This window comes from Psychrobacter sp. DAB_AL43B, from assembly GCF_900168255.1.
Taxonomy (GTDB): Bacteria; Pseudomonadota; Gammaproteobacteria; order Pseudomonadales; family Moraxellaceae; genus Psychrobacter.
This window is the reverse complement of the sequence record NZ_LT799838.1, coordinates 1,570,108-1,593,881: the sequence shown is the minus strand read 5'-3', so window position 1 is coordinate 1,593,881 and position 23,774 is coordinate 1,570,108. Positions and strand designations below refer to the sequence as shown.

The following is a 23,774-nucleotide window of genomic DNA, read 5'->3' as shown; positions in this document are numbered from 1 at the left end:
TGGCTCACAACAGACGTTAAGACTGTGCTTCGTCCAAAGCTTTATTAATACCTTTGACAATACGATCTTGGCGGCGTATATCTTGAATTGTTAGATGTGGTACACCAACATACCAACCCGCTGCTGTAATTTGATGATCCAAAATAAATTGCTTAACACTGGGATCTTTAATACCAGGCCAGCCTTTGACACTACCAAACAAGATGTCCATTAACTCAGGGATTTTGGTCGCAAAGTCGTCGATATAAGGGTCCCAATCGCCGTCATAAGCGGTACAAAATAGCACTCTAGTGTCATCATCTAAAAATACAAAGCGTAAGTCATGTAGCGTACCAACTCGCGTTGCCCCTTCTAAATTACCACCAGCAATTTCTAAAACCTTTCTTAGACGTGCAGCGCCGCCCTCTTTTAGAGGCGCAATGACGGTTAGCTCTGAAACCTTACCTGATTTCAGCCCTTTTTCGCCGGCAGTGGTCGTCGAATGATCATAACCATCATCACCGCCTTCTTTTAAATTAGCGACCAACAGCTCAGCCCGTAGCTTAAAAGCATCAATAGATTCAGTAATTTTATCTTTTAGGTCTTCGGAATTATCGATGATATGTTTTCTTTTATCTTTCGCACTATTAGTCATAGTTTCTGCCCTTATAGTTGATTGGTGTTCTTAATTATTTTTCATAATTAAAAAATAAGTCTTTCATACGCCCGTAGACTTATTTCCAGTTACCATAGCAAAAATAAATTTCAAATCAAAACGGAGCAATTTAACTCAACAAAACAGAACACCTGATTAACGCAAACCCTTTTTTCTTCACAGGAAGCCGACAAAGTTTCAAAATATTTCTTAAGCGAATGCTGTTTCTTTTTTAGTGGTTTGAGGCAATATTTTAAGCACGCAGAAGCATGTATTTAACCTAGAATAGTGTTTAAATATAGAAGCTTTAGTGACTGCCTCACCATTTATATTTATAGCAGATATAGATCAACTATTTTACCATTACTTAAAGTTATGGTTATATGAGGAAATATTGTGCAAGATTTGCGACGTTTTAAGGATTATTTATATGACAGACCTAAGCCAACAGGTATCGACGTTGTTTGTGGTTTAAAGCATTTTTCTATTATCACTTATGCTGTGCCAGCAGAAAGGTTTGACGGTATATTTCCTGATAGATTTAAGCTAGATACGGTGATGATCGACGGTGAGGAAAAAGGACTGATTTCTGTTGTACCATTTATAGATGTCGATTTCACCTCAGCTGTTTACCCTTTTCCGGCATTCACTATGGGGCAGACCAATTATCGCATTTACATCATAGATACCAAAACTGGCGAGCGCAGTGTGTGGTTTTTGGGCACCACTCTAGACTCTTGGACATTAGCGGTACCGAGATATTTATGGAGCTTGCCATGGTATAGCGCTAAGATGACATTTGATTGCCATTTTGATGAAGAAATTGGCATGTATTCTAAATATTTGGTAAATGCCGAATCAGAATGGGCAGCGGCGTCAGTGTCGCTGACACAACAGGTAGAGGATGACTTTTCATTCCCTGGTTTTCCTGATACCGAATCTGCACTTATCTACTTAACCCATCCGCTAGCAGGATTTTATCATCGCCGTGATGGCAAGCTTGGTACGTATCGCGTCTGGCATAAAAGACTTGAGGTACGGCCAGCCTCTTTGATTTCTGCCAATTTCAAACTGTTATCAGACTTAGGTATTGTCACTACGTCAGAACAGAACAACCCTTATAGTGTGCTTATCGAACCTTTAAATACGTTTACCATCTACTTACCACCAAAGATCATTAGCTAATTGTCTTATTTATTTTTCCTACCTACATACTGTACAACTGCGCTCAGACCTTGATGGCGCTTACCTTCTGAAATTATACGCTGTTTTTCAGTACCGGTTATTTCTTCTAACGCTGCCAGTTCACTACGTAAAACTGCTAACGAACCAAAGCGCTCTCTTTGCGTCGCTGGTGGTCCACCGACAGCATCCATGGTTAACTGCTGTTCGGTGTAAGCTTCAAGGATAAATACCCCATTCGGCTTTAATGCCGGTACAATTTGAGCATGAACGTGTCGACGGACAGCGTCTGGTAAATGCGCCCAAATAGAGACGATACTATCCCACTGCTCTTCTCCAAAATCATAGGCGGCTAAGTCGGCAACCTGCGTGGTAATCGCCACGCCTCTATCTTGCGCCAGCTTTAACGCTTTATTCAAACCCACTTCAGACATATCCATGGCGGTGACTTGGTAGCTTTGCTCTGCTAAAAATACCGCATTCCTGCCTTCGCCTTCAGCCAAACATAAAACCTTGCCACCTGCTGCTATTTTCTGAAAATTTTCTTTTAGAAAATCATTGGGTTCTGTGCCAAAAATGTACTCTGCTTCGTTATAGCGTTCGTTCCACATTTTGTTTTCCTTTTTAACAGAATTTATTTTTTAAGATATTTTATCATTTTAAAGCAATTATTTACTTAGGCTATTTATAAATGATTTACATAGCATTTTTATAAATACATCCAATATTTAGTGCTTGCAGAGTAAAGCATTCTGCACAATCAAAAAAAACAGTTGACTTGACTTATATATCCATAATATAACATATATATTATATTCAATATTTTGCATTTATTAGAACGATTTTAATTCTCAATCAAGATTTTAACTTTTAGTCAAACTTTTAATTCTTTATAAAATAGCAGCAGACTTCGGGAGGATGGGACATGATTCGTTTAAGCTACACTCTCAAATGTTGGGCATTAGGTGTTTTCTTTTACGTAGGATTTTACGCTATTGTCCTAACAAGCAACCCTGACTTTGCCAAATATATCTATATCTTAGGGGTTAGTACACTACTCTTTCCGATTGCTAAGCGTGCAGTCGATGTCGTTACTGACTTTATCGCACCCCATACCATCATATTTAATGGCTTATTATCTTCATTATTAATTAATATTGTTATTTGGATGTTTACACCTTTTATCGTAGCATTGACGCTGTTTGCCCTATTCTTTTATGCCATGGGCGTGATGACAGAAAATATTCGGGCGAAACCCTAAAGCTGAGGTTAGACGAGCTGACTCTTAAAACAAATATTAGCATTAAAAAAGCAAAGACAAACGATCATTGTCTTTGCTTTTTTAATGTTATAAGCATAACCGCTCCTATAGTTAAGTTGAAATAAACACAACTATGGCAACGTTCTGCTGCTACAAAATTTTAATATATAAAAAATTTTGTTTTATTATGCATCATGCAATAAAAATTCATTATTAATCACCGTGTAAAAAGCTTATCCTATAGGGTTAAACCAATTGATTGACTAATATGATGCCTCGACCCTCATTTTTATTAAAAGAAGAGTCGAGGCATCATATTAGTCAGGGCTTTTTATTAAAGGAATTTTATTGAATGACTACTGCTACTCGCCAAGAACACGATCTACTCGGCTATCGTGATGTCCCTGCTGATGCTTACTATGGTATCCAAACTTTACGGGCTTTTGAAAACTTCACTGTTAGTGGTGTACGCTTACATCAGTTTTCTACTTTTATTCGTGCTTTTGCGACCGTGAAAAAAACTGCGGCCATTGCCAATAATAAAGTGGGTGTATTAAATGAAATAACCAAAGACGCCATTGTGGCAGCGTGCGATGATTTAATCGCTAATAAATATCACGACCAATTTATTGTCGATATGTTCCAAGGCGGTGCTGGCACCTCAACCAACATGAATGCCAACGAAGTAATTGCCAACCGAGCGTTAGAGATTTTAGGTTATAAGAAAGGCGAATATCAGCATGTGCATCCAAATAATGATGTCAACCTTTCACAGTCGACCAACGATGCCTATCCTACCGCGCTAAATGTTGCCTTAGACGATTATTGCGTTCGCTTGTTGTCTAAAATGGACATTTTGTATAACAGTCTTAAAAATAAAAGTGTTGAGCTTGCTGACAAATTGAAAATGGGTCGTACTCATTTGCAAGACGCTGTGCCTATGACGGCGGGTCAAGAGTTTAATGCCTTTGCAACGATGATAAGAAAAGAGATGGAGCGTATCGAATCTACTCGTGCTCTATTTCATGAGATTAATATGGGTGGTACAGCGATTGGCACTGGCTTGAACGCCCCAGCTGGCTATTCAGAGCTTTGTGCTGAGACCTTGCAAGAGCTAACTGGCAGACCTTATTATATCGCTGAAGACTTAATTGAAGCCACGCAAGATACCAGTGCTTATGTTGCCTTATCAGGTAACTTGCGTCTTTTTGCAGTACGCCTATCAAAAATTGCACACGATTTACGCTTGCAGTCATCTGGTCCTCGTGCTGGTCTGGCGCAATATCGCCTACCTGAAATGCAACCTGGCAGCTCAATTATGCCGGGTAAAGTAAACCCAGTTATCCCGGAAGTGGTGAACCAAGCTTGTTTCCAAATCATGGGTATTGATAGCACCATCGCTATGGCATCAGAGAATGGTCAATTACAATTGAACGTTTTTGAGCCGGTTATTGCCTTTAATTTATTTACGGGTATGAGCATGCTTGCCAATATTTGTGAGATGTTTGCCACTCGCTGCATCGATGGTCTCATCATGAATAACGAGGCTTGTAACATCGAAGTGTTTAATAACATCGGACTGGTTACTGCACTTAATCCGCATCTAGGTTATGACTCTTCTTCTTATGTGGCTAGAAAAGCGCAAGAAACTGGTGGCAGCGTTTATGACATCGTTTTAGAAGAAAAACTGATGGATAAAGCAACATTGGATGATATCCTATCTCCTGCCAATATGGTTTACCCAAAGGTTAAATTATTGATTTAGTTGGTATGAGGTCAAAAAAAAAGGCTGGGTTAGCAATTGCTAACCCAGCCTTTTTATTTATTTGGTAATGCAGCTTAGCCCCGATAGTAGCGGCATCCTGATGCAGACGATGGCGATGTGCTCTCCGTTAGATGTGGTCTCGCTAAGCAGGAACGTAAATAACGGAAAAGAGCACACGCCAGTGGCAAGTCAGATACAAGCGGATAGCGGGATTGGCTACAATCATAGACAACAGCTTTTATAACTTCTGTAAGCCTAAAGCTTTTAAGCCTGCTTTTGCAATCTGAACGTCTTCACTACCGTGCGCTCCGCCTACACCAATTGCTCCAACTACAATACCATCGATAAAAACAGGCACACCACCAGGCATCATCAGAAAGTTTTCATCTAAGTATCTGATATCTTCAGGAATCGTTCCGTCTTTGATCCCTTTAGCAATAACAGCGGTTTCTCTCTTTTGCGAATTGGCAGTGTAAGCTTTTTTATAACTAGAACGAATAGTATGTACGCCTGCTCGATGATCCCTTAAAAGGGCAAGTGTCTGTCCCGAACGATCAACGATCGTAATCGACACCATCAGCTTATCTTTTTGCGCTGCTAAAAAAGCAGCATTTACTATCTTTTGTGCCATCTCGCCGGTTAATAACGAGACTTTTTCTTCACGTTCCGAATGTGCAGTGTTTATTTTAGATGACACGAGCACTTCAAGATTGGATATCCTTTCCATATTAAGTCCTAATTTTCTTTGATACCCATTAAAACATTATGACGCTCAAATAAGAAGTAACAAATTATGTATTTAATTATTTAGGGTACTTTAAGTATTTAGGGTACTTTAATTATTAAGGAAACTTTAAGTATTAGGTAAGTTTATCGCCTTGGCATACTCTGTAGAGGCAAATTTGGTAGTGATAAAAAGTCTAAACAGTAGACGCTTACTATTAAAGATAATAAAAGCATAATCATCAATCTAACTGACCTTATCCCACATTTTACTTAGACGTTTTGGTGATACAGCCATACGCGTTTTCATCGGCTGGGCAAATAATTGAATGCGATATTCCTCGACTAGCCAGCGATATTCGCTGATAGATTCGCTATCAGCACGACCTGATAAGCGTTCCATATGTAAATCGAGCGCATAAACGCCCTCTAGATCGGCTTCGATATTATGTTCAAGGCGTTCAAGGCGAATTTGGAGCGCTTCTAAATAGCGTGGATACTGCTGCCAATGACTATAATCCATTCGATAAACAAACTTCGCTAAGTGCAAATCTTCCAACTGGTCCTCGATGTCATCAATAGACTCACCAAATATTTCGCGATCAAGCATCAGCAAGCTCTGACGAATACGCTGCCAGCGGGTATAGACATTTTTAAGTGTCTTAATCACTACTTGACCGGTCAATAAGAAATTGCTGAGCACTGCTTCTGCCGTTTGAGTGTATTCCTCAAGGGTGAACGGTAGCTCTTCTGCCAGATTAGTCGCAATACTATCAGCGCTTTCAGGTAAGTCTGCACTATGATCAAAGAGTATATAGTGCTCCTCAAGGGCGGCATCTAACGCAGCATCAATGACGATAGTTTTTAACTTTTCCATATCGCCAAGTGGTGCAAAAGCCAATTTGAATATGCTATCAATTTGACTGGTCAGCTGTTTCTTCTTCGCGCCAAGCTGCCCTTTCATGAGCGTTAAAACACCTATACGATGCGCCTGCAATGCAGCATTCACATCAGTATATTGATGAATCGATACTGCCGCGCCTGCCTCATCAGTCACCAAGGCGGCAAACTGCTTCATCACCACGCCAGCGCTATGATGGTTTTTACTAAATTTAAAGTGCTCAGGGAAGCTCGTATGCGCGCCTTGCTGTTCAGTGACGGCTTGACTGGTCTCACTTGCATGACGAATCTGTAGCGTTTGTAAGTCACGACCTTTTTCGATAATGCGGTTCTTATCATCAACTACACAGATTTGCGGCTGTAGATAACGGTCAATGGTAGACGGATTAAAGTTATCGGGTGTCACCGACATAATGCCACGGCGATTTAACGCTTGGCATAATTGTTTAAGCAGGCCTTGACCACCAGCAGGCTGTAGCTCATCAAACAAGCTATCGGCCGTATCAGGAATAGGTACAATTTGGCGACGAATCTCTTTTGGTAATGACTTCAGTAGTTGCAATACCAACTCAAAGCGCCAACCAGGTACACCCCACAGTAGCTCAATAGCATCAAGCTGTGGTAGCGCGGCAAGTGGTACGCGAATAGTCACCCCATCGTCATCGCTTGATGGATCGAAGATATAGCGTAGCGGTAATTTTAAATCACCCAGTTTCCAAACTTCTGGGAAATCGCCAGTCGTCGGCGCTTGGCTATTGAGTACATCATCATCGGTAAAGAACAGATATTTGCTATCGGTCTTTTCGACTTCCGCACGCCAATCTTCAAAGGCTTTACGGCTGGCAATATGCTCAGGAATTTTTTTATCATAAAATTGATAAAGTGTTTCTTCATCGACCAATAAATCGCGGCGACGCAATTTATCTTCAATCCGCTCAATATCTGCCACTTTATCCATATTATGCTGTAAAAATGGTGCTTGCCTACCGAAGTTACCCGTCACTAAGCCATCACGGATAAATATCTCACGCGCTTCAATTAAATTGACTTGTTCATAATTGGTCAGCTGCTTGCCAATAATAATTAGCCCAAACAAACTAATCTGCGCGTAGGCTTTGACGCGCCCAGTCTTCTTCGACCAATGCGGTTCAAAGTAGTGGTATTTTAATAAGTTGCCAGCTGCTGAGATAATCCATTCAGGTTCAATCTTGGCAACGGTCCGCATAAAGACTTGCGAAGTCTCTACCATTTCAAACGCCATTACCCACGGTGGTATCTGTTTAAATACTGTACTGGCTGGGAAAATCTTAGTCTTTTGCTGACGAGCGGCCAGATACTCACCACGACTTTCAGTCTTGTGAGCAATGATAGATAACAATCCGGTCAATAATGCACGGTGCAAATTGGCATATTTAACCGCTTTAAGTTCCTCATCTTCAACACCCGTTGGATCACTATTAACTAACTCACCATTTTTAGTATTAGGTTTTGAGTCGGGATCATCAGTCAGCTTAAGCTCGGTGACCATTTGCACCAACTGACGATGGGTCTGATGCCATTCTCGTACGCGTGGAAAGCTGAGATAGTTTTTCTTGGTAAACTGCTTGCGCTGATTACCTGATAGCTTATTACCGTCTTCATCTTTTTCAAACAATGCTTTCCATAAACTAAGATAAAACAAGAAGTCTGAATCGTCTTGACGGAATTCTGCATGCTTTTGATCAGCTTGGGTACGCTTATTGGCTGGACGTTCACGCGGGTCTTGGACTGCAAGCGCGGCAACCACAATCAGCATTTCACGGATACAGTCAAAGTCGGAACCGGCAACCAGCATACGTGCCAGCCTTGGATCGATTGGCATACGCGCCATCTGTTGCCCAATTCGCGTCAACTTTAAATGATCCAGACCTTGGCGTTTTGGCTTACTGCTTGCTGTGCTATTCGCCTTAGCATTTGACTGGCTAGCTGCTTGCTCGTCTTTTTCAGTAATCGCACCTAGCTCATTTAACAGTTTATGCCCATCAGTAACTAAACGACTATCAGGTGGCTCGATAAACTCAAAGTCATCGACACTGCCTAGACGCAGATTTGCCATTTGCAAAATAACAGATGCTAAGTTGGTACGTAAAATCTCAGGTTCCGTAAACTCAGGACGACCACTAAAGTCTTCCTCGCTATATAAGCGTATACAAACCCCGGGCGCAACGCGACCACAGCGACCTTTACGCTGATTGGCGGCAGCCTGCGCAATGGCTTCAATCGGTAAACGCTGAACGCGCGAACGATACGAATAACGCGAAATCCGCGCAAAACCTAAATCAATGACATAGCGAATACCGGGTACAGTCAACGCAGTCTCAGCAACGTTGGTCGCAATGACGATACGACGACCACGACCGGACGGCTGAAAGATGCGCTGCTGCTCTTCGTAAGTCTGCCGTGCAAATAGTGGCAGCACTTCGGTATGCTTTGGTCCGTGCCGCTCAAGGACATCTTGTAACTCACGTATCTCAGCCTCAGTCGCCGCAAATATCAAGATATCAGCTTGATCAGCATGACCTTTATTTTGCGCATCGCTAAAGCATTCTTCTACTGCGGCAACTACGGCACGCGGTAGATTCTCTTCAAAATCATCGTAGCTGTCATCGTCTGAGCTAGTCACCGGCTCATCAGTCAATGGACGATAACGTACTTCGACTGGGAAACTGCGCCCTTCTACATTAAAGATAGGCGCTGGTACTTGGCGTTTAAGCTTGGCGTCGTAATGACTGAAATATTCACTAAAGCGCTTGGTATCCAGTGTCGCCGAGGTAATAATGACTTTTAAGTCTGGACGCTTAGGTAGCAGTTTTTTAAGATAGCCCATAATAAAGTCAATATTAAGGCTACGCTCATGCGCTTCATCAATAATAATCGTATCGTATTTACTCAAAAAGCGATCATGACCAAGCTCAGCCAATAAGATACCATCAGTCATCAGCTTAACGACTGATTGCGCCGTACCCTGCTCGTTAAAGCGAATCTTAAAGCTGACGGTATTACCTAATTGCTCACCCAACTCTTCGGCAATCCGGTTGGCTACACTTCTCGCTGCAAGCCGTCTTGGTTGTGTATGCCCTATCTGCCCACGTATACCGCGACCTGCCAGCATCGCTAATTTAGGTAGCTGCGTCGTTTTACCAGAACCAGTCTCGCCAGCAACGATAATTACTTGATTATCAATAATCGCCTGTATCAAATCATCAGCACGTTGGCTGACTGGCAAATCAAGGTTTAATTTGGTTGCCAGCTCGTCTGGAATACTATCTATACGCGCTTGCACCGCTTGTTGTGAACGGGTTTTTAATTTTTCAAATTGTGTACGTTTTTTCTCTAAATCATTGCTATTTTTAGCGTCGTGTTTGGCATCTGCATTGGTATTTTTATTAGCAGCAGGCTTTTTAGACGATTTTGCACGTGCTAGCTCACGCTCAAGACGGCTTAGATAATACTCATCTTTTGCGAGTACAGGTAAATTAGCAACAGAAACAGTGTTTTGAGTTTCTGTATTTTCCTGTGGCTTATCGTTTGCATCAGCGTTCAGATTTTTAGCTTGTACGTGTTGGTTGTTTTCTTGATTGTCTTTTGGAGTATCAGGCATATTTACTTAGGCTATTTATTATTTGGAAGTGGTTAGATTATGGGGATAATTGCGCTGTGATTCAAGTTGCTCGTGTATGGTTTAGGCTTGCATTGCTGCTGAACGACTGTCTTAAATTAATAAAGCCATCATAAGTCTCTCAGATACATAAAGTGATTAAGCTATATAGCTGAAAACATACAAATATATAAGCGACAATCAATATTATTAGAGTGCTAATTTTTTAAGGTTTTTAATACTTAAATATCCTACGTATTCTTTATCTTCTACAGCATTTAGACTTCCATCGAGCGCGCAAGCAATAGGCTCAATGACAATCTCAACATTTGAGATAAGGTCGCTTACGTTATATATGTCATCTATGTCTACCTCAAACTTATCATCAATATGTGAGGCAGCATTAAAAGGTGATTCTTTATCATTAAAAGTAAACTGCTTATAAAATTCGCTCTGCTTTGCTTGTTTGATCGCCTCCGCTTGAGTGGCAGCAACGATGAGTAGTTTATAATGAAACTCTTCAAAGCTGCCCTGCTGATAACCGCCTAAATTGATAAAAAATAGCTTTAAATCATGGTTGTGTTCTACTTGGCTGCTTGATTCAACCAATTTAATAGCATAATCATCAACTTTGGTAATTGCCCGGTACGAATCAATATGCCACTTATTTTTGACTTCAGGCCAATGGCTATTGATATCTTCTATTAACTCATTAACCTGATTGGCCACGCCAAAAAATATATCGTGTTGCTCAATCAGCCGCCCTTTGGGACGACCGCCTAATTGAATCATATATAGGGTTGGCATCTTACACGTTCCTTATTAGATAAATATATTCAGTTAGTAGTCAGTGACTAATCAGCTCGATAAGTTTGAGTGGCTACTTTAAAAAATCTTTGACTACTTTAACTGTTGCCACCGGATCTTCTTCGTGCGGCACATGCCCTAAATCATCAAATATTTTGAGCTGGCTATTAGCAATATCTCTATGAAAGAGCGCCGCATTCTCGACGGGAATGAGGTCATCTTGTGCGCCCCAAATAATTAAAGTCGGTAAATCTAATTGTTTAATTTGTGCTTGGTCACTATTATTATCAGTCTCTTGTAGGCGACGATTTAATGCTTGCCGGTTACCTTGTCGTAGCGTCAAATCATAATATCGATTGATTAATGCTTCATCGACCTTAGTATCATCAGCATAAACACTAAGCACGCTTTTTCTAACCACATCTCGAGGCAATACACGACTTAATATAGGCGTCAACGCCGAATACTTTGCCAACTTAAAACCAATAGGCACATGTTTGGGCGTCGCTGGATAGCCAACGGCATCAACTAAGACAAGCTTATCAATACGGTCAGGATAAAGAGCCGCTGTACGCCAAGCGATTTTGCCCCCTAAAGAATTGCCTGCCAATGTCACTTTTGTCACTTGCTCTAGATTTAAGCGATCGAGCACTTGCACGACAAATTTGGCGTAATTGGCGCTATTGTACTTTATCGTCTCATCCGTATATGGACCGGTTAAACCAAAACCCGGTAAATCCATACTAACGACACAATATTCATCACTTAACGCTTTCGTCCAGCCTTGCCATGTGTGCAAACTTGCGGATGTTCCATGCAATAAAACCACAGCTTCGGGTAGCGACTTTCCAGTGCTAACCGCTTGATCAATTGACGCTTTACTGCGATAAACATCACACTTATCTGATTGCAGCACATGAGCCTGCAACCCTTGAATAGGTATAAACTCACTGTTAGGTAATTGCCATTGCTTAAGCTCAGTTACGCTACGATCAGGCGCCCAATAAAAGGCTATGAGCGCAGCTAGTAGAGCAATGATAGCAAGAAGCAGATAAATGATGATTTTTACTAACCGTTGTGCCATGTGATCAATTCCATTTAATGAGATGACATTATTTACTCTTTATAAAAACGATTCGAATGCTTTTGCCTATGCCTACAAGAGAACAAACGATAAGTATTTTATACAGACATTATTGCTACTAGTAAATGAAAAACCCAATGTTCAAGAGTCACTTAAACATTGGGTCTTTATGGTTATAACAATCTTGATTGCTAAGCTATAGTAAGAAAAAATACGCCCACAAACCAACTACGAACGTAGCAATAATATTAAGTATCACACCAACACGTATCATCTCTGTCTGCTTAATGAGACCCGTACCAAAGACAATCGCGTTTGGCGGAGTAGCAACCGGTAGCATAAAGGCACAAGAAGCACCGATACCGATAATCATTACTAGTACTGCAGGCGGCAGACCCATTTGCTCAGCAATGGCAGCAAACACAGGTACTAACAAGGCTGCAGAAGCGGTATTAGAAGCAAACTCCGTTAAGAAAATAATGAACGCAGAGACTGCAAGTACGACTATGATAAGCGGTGCAGAGGCCAGTCCATTAGCAACGGTTTGACCAAGAACCAAAGATGCTCCTGATACTTTTAAAACCGTTGATAGTGCAATACCACCACCGAACAACATGAGTACGCCCCAGTCAGTATTGTCAGACACTTGCTTCCACGACACCAAACCCAAACTAACCACTGCTGATGCCGCTAATAACGCGACAATGGAATCAATATCATCGACATTCAGTGCTGCACCAATTTGTTTCGAGAGTATCCAGCTCAATGCGGTGACGATAAAGACGATAATTGTCAGCACACGTGGCTTGTTCCATTCAATAGGCTCGTCTTCGTTAAGCGTTACCTGACGATTAAGGTTAGGCTTAAGGAACAAATACATTGCACCAAGCAATAATGGCAACAGCACTAGCATCATTGGAATACCAAACTTCATCCAATCGACAAAAGCGATATCAAGCGCTTTGGCAGCAATAGCATTGGGCGGCGAACCAACAATCGTACCCAAACCACCAAGGCTGGCAGAATAAGCAATACCTAATAGGACGAATACAAAAGTGCCACGGTCTTTTTCACGGTCAACCTGCGTTAGAATACCAAGCGCCAATGGCAGCATCATCGCTGCAGTAGCCGTGTTCGATATCCACATCGATAAAAATGCAGTGACCCCAAATATTAAGAATACCGCGTTTCTAAGATTGCCGCCTGACATGGATAGAATCTTGAGCGCAATTTTTCTATCTAATTGCTGCACATGCAACGCCGCCGCTAGCGCAAAACCACCAAAGAACAAATAAATAATGGGATTGGCAAAGCTTTGTAAACCGATGGCAGCATCGAAGTCAGGTAAACCAATAAGTGCGCCTATGACAACGACCAATATCGCTGTAATAGTCACATGTACCGCTTCAGTCAACCATAACACGCCGATAAAGAACAACATGGCGAGGCCTTTATTGGCACTAATATCGTAAGGCAATACATTATAGATAAACAGACTGATAACCGCCGCAATGGCGACAACGATCAATCCTTTGCCTGTACCCTTTGGAAAGGTATCAGTAAATAAATACTCATTGCCATCATCAGGTAGATGGCTGTCTAGTTTTTTCTCTGACATACAATGTCCTTTAATGTCCTTATTGTGCCCAAAGACGGTGTTAAAAATTATAAATATAAAGACGTATTTCAACAGTGAATAATAGCTTTATAACTGTGCTTACCAAAATACGCCGCCATCATAGCAGAAACATTATCCACCAAAATATGTTCAATATAGGCATTATAAAAACCATATTAGAAATATAGTTTCATCTCATTTATCCAAAACCAATTGGCTGTAGAAATATACTTTTAAATCTGTTCAAGAGAACTATGAGTCGGGCTGATACAAAGTTACACACCGTCACTAAATATGCCCACATCTGCCCTGTACAACTCATAAGCAGTATCACATACTTAGTTGGTGAAGAACGTTAATAAAAACAAATAGGAGCCTCTCATGGCAGATGACAATAAGACTGACTCAACGACTAAGATGGCAAGACAAGATATCAATCAAGATGGCCTTGCTAAAAAAGACCAACAGCGTACCGATGACTCAGCTCTCGATATGATGCAGGGTATGCACGAGCACGAAGACCATAAAGAAGACGATAAATAAAATACGGTTTTACATTTATTTGAACATAAAAACTTAAACAAAAAAAGCGCTCATCAAACCGATGGGCGCTTTTTTGTCTTGGCTGTCTCTTTTCTGGCAGATTATCCGATACATAGTTGTAGACAAAGGCGGCAGTCAACACAATAGCAATGGGTAAGAACAAAGCACCGTAGCCTACTCTGGCATATAAAAAAGCCCCTACAGCACTACCACCGCAGAAGCAGTACCAGATGATCGCTTGAAATCCTAATGTTGGTTTACTGATGCGCCGACCTGCTAACCAATTACCGATAGCCGCCCCCATATCTGAGGTCAATCCGGTCAAGTGCGTGGTTCGAATAACCGCGCCACTATAAGTCGCTACCATCGCATTTTGTAATCCACATGCCATGGCAGCTGCCAATTGTCCTAGATAATCATGCTGCTGGTATAACCAATAGCTTATTAACAATAATGCCGCTTCAATGTATAGTGCAGTGCCATAACGTCTACCCAGTTTCAATGACGTCTGACCAATGACAAAGCCGCTCAAAACTGCCCCTGCCAAAAAAGATAATAGTAATGCACCGATATATAAGATACTGCGAGCGTCTAAATAAGCAATAGCCGCTGCAAACAAGCTCACGTTGCCTGTGACATGAGATACCGACAAATTGGTAAAACCCATCAATGCTGCAGTGTTGACACAGCCTGCACTAAATGCCAGTACTGCCCCGCCCCACAATATCCACTTTGGTAGTCTGGTTATCATATCTGTCGCCTAATGGCTTATCACTGAAAAAGTCCATAGTATAACCAAAAAAGGCAGCCAATTGGCTGCCTTGCGTATTTCTCAAACGCTATAACTCATCACTAAATACAATTATTTTGCTTCATCGAGCATCATTAACTGCTCGCTAATAGCAACGGTATTGAAACCTGCATCAACGAACATGATCTCGCCAGTGATACCTGATGCCCACGGTGATAATAAGAATAACGCGGCATTGCCGACTTCGGCTTGAGTGATATTGCGCTGTAGCGGCGCAATCTTTTCACTGATATCGAGCATTTTACGGAATGATTTGATGCCACTAGCGGCAAGCGTACGAATAGGACCAGCTGAGATGGCATTAACGCGAATACCTTCACCGCCCATAGAGGTGGCAAGATAGCGAACACTCGCTTCAAGACTGGCCTTTGCCATGCCCATGACGTTGTAATTTGGCAATACCGAAATACTGCCTTCATACGTTAACGTCAACATTGAGCCATGGCGCATGGCAAGCAACTCACGCGAGGCTTTTGCCAATGCCACAAAGCTGTAGCTTGAAATATCATGAGCAATTTGGCTACCCTCACGGGTCGTCGCATTGACAAAATCCCCATCAAGCTGATCCATTGGTGCAAAGCCAATCGCATGTACCACACCATTAATACCATCACCCCAATGCGCAGTGACTTGCTCAAAACAAGCCGCAATAGACTCATCAGACGCCACATCACATTCAAGTACTAGATCGGCCTCAAATTTTTCAGCCGCCATATCCACACGTTTTTTAATTTTATCATTGGGATAAGTAAGAATTAACGAGGCGCCTTCACGATGTAGCGCCTCAGCAATGGCCCAGGCAATAGAAAGTTTGCTAGCAATGCCGGTGACGACAAAACGCTGTCCTTGTAGTAGCATGATATTTCCTTGTTAAACGATTAAAATTCGTTAAGATAGTTTTTTATAAAAAGTAGCAGTTAAAATAGTAGCAATTAAAATATAAAAGTCGCTTTATTATACACGAATCAATTTAAGTAAACAGTCGTAAACTATAACTGTCTTAGCGAATTGCTTAAACCAACTATTTATGTTCTTGACATATAATACTTCAGACAGCCTTATATTATATAGATGAGAGGTATTGTCCTTAACGGTAGGAAATTGAGCTCATTTCAAGTATAATCACAACCCTTCCAAGCTTGCACAATTTTTATAAAAATCCTTTACAACCGTTATTTGTAAACAAGGATTTAGCGTTAAGCTACACCCACATTTTGGATGGCTGCCAAACTTATGAGCAATACCCCAACAATAACATCAAATTATGAAGAAAGTACCGAGTCCTATCGTCAGCTCATCGCCTCAACGGGTGAAGACTTGCATCGTCCAGGACTTGAAGAGACCCCAATACGAGCCGCCAAAGCCTTTGCACATTTGACCAAAGGCTACCATCAAAGCCTAGATGAGGTCGTTAATGACGCCTTATTTCCATCGACCAACCGTGAGCTGGTTTTGGTACAAAATATTGAATTTTATTCATTATGTGAACACCATATGTTGCCCTTTCATGGTATCGCGCACATCGGCTATTTGCCAAATGGGCACGTATTAGGCTTATCAAAATTTGCCCGTATCGTCGATATGTTTGCTCGTCGATTGCAAGTTCAAGAAAACTTAAGCGAACAAATAGCGCAAACGATTATGGATGTGACAGGTTGCCGCGGTGTGGCAGTAGTCATGGATGCCGCTCACATGTGTATGATGATGCGCGGTGTCAATAAGCAACACTCTACTACACGCACCATGTCGATGTTAGGTGAATATGTACACGACAATCAAGCGCGTAATGAATTTTTAAGTGCGATACCTAGACGTCAACCGGCGTTTTAATACTAGTAAGAAACAGCAAATAATAAAGAACAAAAAAGGATACCTAAGTATCCTTTTTTAATGCGAACTACTCACGATTTTTAGTCATTAAACAGTAATGAATATTTATTGACTGTCATCAAAAAAGGTCTAACTAACTGATTTTACTTTATCAATCCAATTGCCATAACCCGCTGATTCCATCTGTGCAAGTGGAATAAAGCGCATCGCCGCTGAGTTCATACAATAGCGTTTACCCGTCGGTGCTGGACCATCATCAAAGACATGACCTACATGTGAGTCTGCATAGCGACTACGAATTTCAGTACGGGTTCCAAATATTCCCCGATCGTCCTTTTCAATAACCAAACTACTATTCAATGGACGAGTAAAGCTGGGCCAGCCTGTACCAGACTTGTATTGATCACGAGACGAGTATAACGGTTCACCTGACACCACATCCACATACAGCCCAAGCGCTTTGTTATCCCAATAAGCGTTATCAAAAGCGCGCTCAGTACCATCTTCCTGAGAGACTTTGTATTGAATGTCGCTTAGTGATTTTTTAAGCTCAGCTTGTGTGGGCTTTACAAACGTATCTGGGTCAAAGCCCGAGGTTTCTTTAACTGCAGCTGCCGTGACTGTCGCCGTCTTATTCGACGTTACCTGCTTTGTACTGGTTGCAGTCGGTTTGAATTGGCTAAAATCTAGCTCATAGGCTTTACCATAGACACTTTCGATAAATTGATATCGACCAGAGTTAAAGGTATAAGCCTTATAACGTAGCGGGTTCTTTTTGTAATAATCCTGATGATACTCTTCCGCTGGGTAAAATGTACTAGCAGGAACAATCTCGATCACTACTGGTTTTTTATAAACATCAGAGGCTTGCAGTGATTGCTTAGCAGCTTCGGCTATCTGCTTTTCTTGATCGTTGTTGTAAAAAATAGCGGGACGATACTGTGTACCACGGTCTACGAACTGACCTTTATCATCGGTAGGATCGGCGATTCGCCATAGCGCTTGAACAATACCATTGTAGGTAATCTTCGTCGGATCATAATAGACTTGAGCCGCCTCAGTATGCCCTGTGCCACCAGCTGACACGGTGCTATAAGTAGGGTTGTCAGTCTGACCACCAGTATAACCCGACACCACCTCTACTACGCCAGGAATCTTTTCATACCCAGCTTCCACACACCAGAAACATCCACCAGCCACTGTCGCCACCGCTAAATTTGAATCTGTAGGTGCATAGGGATTATCGATGGGAGTATTGTTAACAGCAGGAGTACTTTCAGTGGCAGCACAACCAACGTAAAAAGCACTAGTTGCTACTATGGCCATACCAACGACTTTAGACTGTAATTTGTAATTCATTAATAATTGGCGGCTCATAAAAAGCTCCTAAGAGTTATATCATGTAACCATCGTAACCCTCAGGTATCACTGAAACATTCCTAAATTGTTATATATTTACGATGCACTGAACTATTATTCAAAAACAAAGCCTATTCCCAAGAGGGTAATAGGCTTTGTTTTACGCTATTGCTAGAGGCTCAATTCGATAAAAAAACTTATGCTACTTTATCGCTACTCTTATCTTTATCTGCACGCTCATCACTAGCCTGCTTAATTTTCGTTAAGATATCTTTGATACCAGATGCAGGCATGTACATCGGTACCGCATAGGTATCACTGACTTCTTTTGCAGCGGCTTTAGCCATACTATCAAAATCGCTGGTTTTCATACCTTTGACTGTTGGCTCGATGTTTAAGGTTGCAATCAAGTCGCGTACTTGAGCGATTAGATGATCGGCAATATCGCTATTACTACTGCTCGCTTGACCTGCTTGTACCATACCCGTTTTTCTAGCAAGCTCCGCCAATCTTTTTTGGCTCGCTTTACGGTTGACGTCAAGTATATAAGGCAGCACGATGGCATTGGCTCGGCCATGAGGAATACTATAGTAAGCCCCTAATTGGTGAGCGATTGCATGGACATAACCCAAACCCGCTTTGTTAAAGGCGATACCACCGTAATGAGCGGCTATACCCATCTCTTCTCTTGCTTTAAGATTGCCGCCATCTTTATAGACTATCGGTAGATATTGCATAACAGCTTTGGCTGCAGAGGCCGCATAATAATCCGTCTCTACGCTAGCATTTACACTCATCCATGCTTCTAACGCATGGGTCAATACATCGATACCCGTATCCGCTGTGATATGAGCTGGCATACCTTTCATAATAACAGGATCAATAGCCGCTGCCAGTGGCACCATTCTTGGGTCGATAGACAGTGCTTTTTGATGAGTTTTATCATCGGATACAACCGCACCAAGTGTCGCCTCTGAGCCAGTACCCGCAGTCGTAGGCACACAATATAACGGTACAGAAGGCTTTCTTGCTTTAAGAATGCCGATAAGCTGTTTAGGCTTGCAGTTATTGCCTTGCGACATAGCGATCATCTTAGCCGCGTCAATTACTGAACCACCACCGATGGCTATTATTGAATCGCACTTAGCGCCTACCGATTGGCTCAATCCTTCTTCAATCACTTTAAAAGTAGGATCTGGCGTAATACCATCATAGACTTTATAGCTAATATTTTTTTCGTCTAGATAATCAGTGACTTTGGCTGGTATACCGAGCTTATTTAACACCGCATCAGTCACGATAAACACATTGGTGCTACCTTCATTAATGAGCATATCACATAGCTCATCACAAGCAGTTTCGCCGACGAATAACATCGGTCTTCTTATAGGCACTACATAAGCGAAGGCTTTAAGCACTTTAGCGCGAGTCTTGGCAACTGCTAAATAACCGGCATGTTGCAACGGATTATTACTGACTAATTTAGAAATACTATTTTGTTTTTTCATGGGCACAAAAATCCTTTTTAATGATGCTTTTAATAGCAATAATGACAGCTTTAGTCAGTTAACTATTAACCAATACCAGAATAGATAAATATACCTAAAACGATCGTGTTTAGGTAGAGTAAACTACTGTTTAAACTTATTGTACCATCGCTATTTTTAGTATGTCGCGATTATTATGAACTGCTATGTTCTGGTTATTTAACAGCAGTTACTTAGGCTAAAGTACACTCGCCTGCAATAGCTGCTTAGCGTACAGATGCTGTGGGTTATTAAAAACATCTTCAGTACGTCCTGACTCAACGCACATGCCATCTTTAAGTACCATAATATGCTGGCATAAGGCGCGCACTACTTTTAAGTCATGACTGATAAACACATAACTGATCTGCAATTTTTCTTGAATTTCACGCAGTAAATTAACGACGGTCACCTGCGTGGTGCTATCAAGCGCAGAAGTCGGTTCATCTAATATCAATAAACTTGGCTGCATAATCAATGCGCGTGCAAGAGCGACACGTTGACGCTGGCCACCCGATAGCTCATGTGGATAACGCTGTGCAAACTCAGCTGGCAGATGTACGGTAGCAAGACTATCCATTACCGCCTGCTGGCGTACTATTTTATCGATACCTTGTACTAGCAATCCTTCTTCAACGATTTGCATGACTGTCATACGAGGATTGATACTGGCAAATGGATCTTGAAAGACCATCTGAATCTGCGAGCGAAAAGTGCGAAGCTCACGTTTTAACAAGGTCGTAATCTCTTGCCCATTGACCATTATCTGTCCATTGACACGCGCTTGGTTACTAAGCAACTGACTTAAGGCAAGAGCAATCGTCGTCTTGCCAGAGCCTGACTCACCAACGATACCCAGCGCTTGCCCTTTCTGTAGTGTCATATCTAAGTCTTTGACCGCATCAAACCAGCGCTTAGTACCACCAAAGAGACTTTTTTCAATGGGAAATTGTACTTGTAGGTTATTTACTTGCAATACAGTCGATTGCTGACTTTGCTCGTCATCAGAGAAGTTTAGCGCTTGCCCAAAATCTTGCTGAATAAGTGTACGGGTATAATCCGCTTTAGGCTGGTTAAAAACTACTGCAGTCTGCCCTTGCTCAATCGTCTGCCCTTGACGCATCACGATAACTTCGTCGCTGTAGCGTCTAACTAGATTGAGATCATGGCTGATTAGTATCATCGCCATATTATGCTGACGCTTAAGAGCATCTAATAGCTCAAGGATTTCATGTTGCAAAGTAACATCTAGCGCGGTAGTTGGTTCATCAGCGATTAAAATATCAGGCTGCTGCGCTAATGCCATGGCAATCATGACCCGTTGACGTTGACCGCCTGATAGCTCGTGCGGATAGCGATTGAGTTTGTCAGTAGGTTCAGTGATATTGACATCAGTTAATAAGGCGATACTTTTTTCGCGCCATTGTTTTTTAGGTACACCGCTTAGACGAAGAGACTCAGCGATTTGCTTGGCAACGGTATGGAGCGGGTTTAATGCGGTCATCGGCTCTTGAAACACCATGCCGATACGTTGCCCCCTAATAGAGCGCAGCGCAGCATTACGCCCTTTTTCCCTGGCTATTGGTAGTACTCTCATACCTGTTGAATTTGCAAGCTGTACCTTACCGCTAATGCTCAAATTATCAGGTAACAGCCCTAATAGCGCCAGACTGGCAATCGATTTACCAGAGCCTGACTCCCCAACGATAGCCAAGGTTTGTCCTTGCCTCAGCTTATACGATAGTTTATCGACCAGAACAATACTTGCATCAGTAACAATACTAAGTTTATCTACTACTAGCATTAGCTTATTTTGTTCATTACTATTATTTTCGCCTGAAAAGTTATTTTTCTCAGTAGCAGTTGTCATATTAGCGGTTATCATATTATCAGTTGTCATATCAGGAACGCCTCGGATCAAACGCATCGCGCAGCGCTTCGCCAACGAAGATTAGCAATGATAAAATAAAGGTTAAGCTAAAAAATCCTGATAGTGCAAGCCAAGGCGCATCAAGATTATTTTTCCCTTGTACCATCAGCTCACCTAATGACGGCGACCCAGGCGGCAAACCATAACCCAAGAAATCTAATGCCGTCAGAGCGATAATATTAGCGGTTAAGATAAAAGGCAGCTGTGACAAGCTCGAAGCTAAGGCATTGGGCATAATATGTCTAAGCATGATTTGACTGTCCGAAACACCCAAATTACGCGCCGCACGCACATAATCAAAGTTACGGGCGCGCAAAAACTCTGCTCGTACCAAACCGACCAAACCCATCCAGCCAAATAACAACATCATGGCAAATAGCATAGTGATACTGGGGCTAAATAAGCTGACCAAAATAATAATCATGAACAGCTGCGGCATCCCGCCCCACACTTCCATAAAACGTTGCCCTGCCAAATCCACCCAACCACCGTAATAGCCTTGTATCGCACCGACGACAATACCAATCAAAGCGCCCGCAAGCGTCAATGCTAAACCGAACAATAACGACACTCGCATGCCGTAAAGTATGCGCGCCAGTACATCACGACCCAAATCATCGGTACCAAGCCAATTTTGACTGTTGGGCGCTGCTGGATATGGAATGCCCAACTCAACGTTTGGTGTTTGATCAGCAAATGGAATCGGCGGCATTACATAGTAGCCTTTATCATCAATCAGCGCTTGCACTGCTGGGTCTTTGTAATTGGTTTCAGTTTCAAACACACCACCAAAGGTCGTTTCAGGATAGGCTTTTAGCACTGGAAAGTAATAATCGCCTTGATACTGCACCAGTAGTGGCTTGTCGTTGGCAATTATATTGGCTGCCATACAAATAACGAATATCACCGCAAAAATAAATAGCGATATCACGCCAAGACGATTGCGACGAAAACGAGTGAGGCGCGCTTGCCAAATAGGGTTTAAACGTGCTTTTCTTTGTATAGAAACAGAAGATACATTTGAGGACAGCAGATCACTTGACATTAGCGCCCCTCAAAATCAATACGCGGATCGATTAAGTGATAACTTAAATCGCTGATTAACTGTAATAACAGCCCCACTAAGGTAAAGATAAATAGCGTACCGAATATCACTGGATAGTCACGCTGCTGAATGGCTTCGAAACCTAACAATCCCAAACCATCAAGCTTAAAAATAATTTCAATAAGAAAGTTACCGGCAAAGAAAATCCCAACGATAGCCGCTGGGATACCGGCGATAATAATCAGCATGGCATTACGAAAGACATGACCATATAAGACTTGCCGCTCACCTAAGCCTTTGGCGCGGGCGGTAAGGACATATTGCTTACCCAGCTCTTCTAAAAAGCTAAACTTAGTCAAATAAGTCAAGCCAGCAAAACCGCCAACGGTACTGGCTAAGAGTGGCAAAGCCAGATGCCAAAAGTAATCTTTAACTTTACCAAGTGTGCTTAATTGATCAAAATTCTCTGAGGTTAATCCTTGCAGTGGAAAAACATTCCAGTAGCTGCCGCCAGCAAAAAACACCAATAAAATCACCGCAAACACAAATACCGGTATTGCATGCCCGATAGCAAGCAGCATAGCCGTTGCTTTATCAATTCCCGAGCCATGATGCATGGCTTTATAAATACCAAGCGGAATCGCTATCATATAAATCAGTAACGTACTCCAAAGCCCAAGCGAGATTGAGACTGGCAGCTTCTCGATAATCAAATCCGTTACTGATTGACCTTTAAAAAACGACTCACCAAAATCTAGCTTTACATAGTTCTTGAGCATCAGCCAAAAGCGCTCAGGCGCAGATTTATCAAAGCCGTATTGCGCATTAATGGCTGCTACCATCTCCTCTGACAAACCGCGTGTCCCTTGATAGGTACTGTTATTGCCTCCTGCACTGCCCGCACCAATATTAGCACCCAGCGCGTTGTCTTTTGCGCCTTGCTCGATAAGCGCAAGCTGCTGCTCTACAGGTCCACCTGGTGCCGCCTGTACAATGACAAAGTTCGCCAGCAATATCAAAAAAAGCGTCGGTAATATCAGCAATAATCTTTTTAAGATATAACGACCCATAATGACGGCTTCCTAAGATAAAAAATATGACAATAGAGAAGTGAGTAGC

General features: G+C 42.0%; 18 protein-coding genes. 4 read left to right on the top strand and 14 right to left on the bottom strand.

The window, feature by feature from the left end; genetic code table 11:
* Positions 1-16: 16 nt before the first annotated feature.
* Positions 17-634: a hypothetical protein gene (locus DABAL43B_RS07025; RefSeq protein WP_227516756.1), complete on the bottom strand. Its 618-nt coding sequence runs from the start codon at positions 632-634 to the stop codon at positions 17-19.
* 396 nt (positions 635-1,030) lie between these two features.
* Here DABAL43B_RS07025 and DABAL43B_RS07020 point away from each other — a divergent pair, with 396 nt between their 5' ends.
* The gene (locus DABAL43B_RS07020; protein ID WP_079691706.1) at positions 1,031-1,819 is read left to right on the top strand and encodes a DUF2071 domain-containing protein; all 789 of its coding nucleotides are present in this window, start codon (positions 1,031-1,033) and stop codon (positions 1,817-1,819) included.
* 5 nt (positions 1,820-1,824) lie between these two features.
* On the opposite strand, the gene DABAL43B_RS07015 is transcribed toward DABAL43B_RS07020, so the two are convergent.
* Positions 1,825-2,427 (bottom strand): class I SAM-dependent methyltransferase, encoded by a 603-nt coding sequence (locus DABAL43B_RS07015; RefSeq protein ID WP_079691705.1) that lies wholly within the window; start codon positions 2,425-2,427, stop codon positions 1,825-1,827.
* 314 nt (positions 2,428-2,741) lie between these two features.
* On the opposite strand from DABAL43B_RS07015, the gene DABAL43B_RS07010 reads away from it, so the two are divergent.
* Both DABAL43B_RS07010 and DABAL43B_RS07005 read left to right on the top strand, forming a co-directional pair.
* Positions 2,742-3,077 (top strand): hypothetical protein, encoded by a 336-nt coding sequence (locus tag DABAL43B_RS07010; protein ID WP_079691704.1) that lies wholly within the window; start codon positions 2,742-2,744, stop codon positions 3,075-3,077.
* 352 nt (positions 3,078-3,429) lie between these two features.
* Complete coding sequence (locus DABAL43B_RS07005; protein WP_079691703.1) at positions 3,430-4,842, top strand: aspartate ammonia-lyase; 1,413 nt, start codon at positions 3,430-3,432, stop codon at positions 4,840-4,842.
* A 238-nt stretch (positions 4,843-5,080) separates the two neighbouring features.
* On the opposite strand, the gene DABAL43B_RS07000 is transcribed toward DABAL43B_RS07005, so the two are convergent.
* The 7 genes from DABAL43B_RS07000 to DABAL43B_RS06965 form a co-directional block, all read right to left on the bottom strand.
* Complete coding sequence (locus tag DABAL43B_RS07000; RefSeq protein WP_079691702.1) at positions 5,081-5,569, bottom strand: GlcG/HbpS family heme-binding protein; 489 nt, start codon at positions 5,567-5,569, stop codon at positions 5,081-5,083.
* A 243-nt stretch (positions 5,570-5,812) separates the two neighbouring features.
* Positions 5,813-10,105: an ATP-dependent RNA helicase HrpA gene (gene hrpA / locus DABAL43B_RS06995; RefSeq protein WP_079691701.1), complete on the bottom strand. Its 4,293-nt coding sequence runs from the start codon at positions 10,103-10,105 to the stop codon at positions 5,813-5,815.
* A 207-nt stretch (positions 10,106-10,312) separates the two neighbouring features.
* Positions 10,313-10,909, bottom strand: coding sequence for a DUF1543 domain-containing protein (locus DABAL43B_RS06990; protein ID WP_079691700.1), 597 nt, complete (start codon positions 10,907-10,909; stop codon positions 10,313-10,315).
* 73 nt (positions 10,910-10,982) lie between these two features.
* The gene (locus DABAL43B_RS06985; RefSeq protein WP_079691699.1) at positions 10,983-11,993 is read right to left on the bottom strand and encodes an alpha/beta fold hydrolase; all 1,011 of its coding nucleotides are present in this window, start codon (positions 11,991-11,993) and stop codon (positions 10,983-10,985) included.
* A gap of 196 nt (positions 11,994-12,189) precedes the next feature.
* Positions 12,190-13,611 (bottom strand): SLC13 family permease, encoded by a 1,422-nt coding sequence (locus tag DABAL43B_RS06975; protein WP_079691697.1) that lies wholly within the window; start codon positions 13,609-13,611, stop codon positions 12,190-12,192.
* A gap of 451 nt (positions 13,612-14,062) precedes the next feature.
* Complete coding sequence (locus DABAL43B_RS06970; RefSeq protein WP_413771832.1) at positions 14,063-14,905, bottom strand: YoaK family protein; 843 nt, start codon at positions 14,903-14,905, stop codon at positions 14,063-14,065.
* Between the two features lie 111 nt (positions 14,906-15,016).
* The gene (locus DABAL43B_RS06965; RefSeq protein ID WP_079691696.1) at positions 15,017-15,823 is read right to left on the bottom strand and encodes an enoyl-ACP reductase; all 807 of its coding nucleotides are present in this window, start codon (positions 15,821-15,823) and stop codon (positions 15,017-15,019) included.
* 375 nt (positions 15,824-16,198) lie between these two features.
* Here DABAL43B_RS06965 and folE point away from each other — a divergent pair, with 375 nt between their 5' ends.
* Complete coding sequence (gene folE, locus DABAL43B_RS06960; protein WP_227516755.1) at positions 16,199-16,795, top strand: GTP cyclohydrolase I FolE; 597 nt, start codon at positions 16,199-16,201, stop codon at positions 16,793-16,795.
* 129 nt (positions 16,796-16,924) lie between these two features.
* On the opposite strand, the gene msrA is transcribed toward folE, so the two are convergent.
* From msrA to yejB, 5 genes are all read right to left on the bottom strand, one after another.
* Positions 16,925-18,172: a peptide-methionine (S)-S-oxide reductase MsrA gene (msrA, locus tag DABAL43B_RS06955; protein WP_079691694.1), complete on the bottom strand. Its 1,248-nt coding sequence runs from the start codon at positions 18,170-18,172 to the stop codon at positions 16,925-16,927.
* Positions 18,173-18,351: 179 nt separating this feature from the next.
* Entirely contained in the window at positions 18,352-19,662 is a 1,311-nt protein-coding gene (locus tag DABAL43B_RS06950) for an iron-containing alcohol dehydrogenase (RefSeq protein WP_079691693.1), read from the bottom strand.
* 217 nt (positions 19,663-19,879) lie between these two features.
* Entirely contained in the window at positions 19,880-21,580 is a 1,701-nt protein-coding gene (locus DABAL43B_RS06945) for an ABC transporter ATP-binding protein (protein ID WP_227516754.1), read from the bottom strand.
* Between the two features lies 1 nt (position 21,581).
* Positions 21,582-22,655, bottom strand: coding sequence for an ABC transporter permease (locus tag DABAL43B_RS06940; protein WP_079691692.1), 1,074 nt, complete (start codon positions 22,653-22,655; stop codon positions 21,582-21,584).
* Positions 22,655-23,725 (bottom strand): microcin C ABC transporter permease YejB, encoded by a 1,071-nt coding sequence (gene yejB / locus DABAL43B_RS06935; protein ID WP_079691691.1) that lies wholly within the window; start codon positions 23,723-23,725, stop codon positions 22,655-22,657. The genes DABAL43B_RS06940 and yejB overlap by 1 nt, the downstream gene beginning before the upstream one ends.
* Positions 23,726-23,774: the final 49 nt, after the last annotated feature.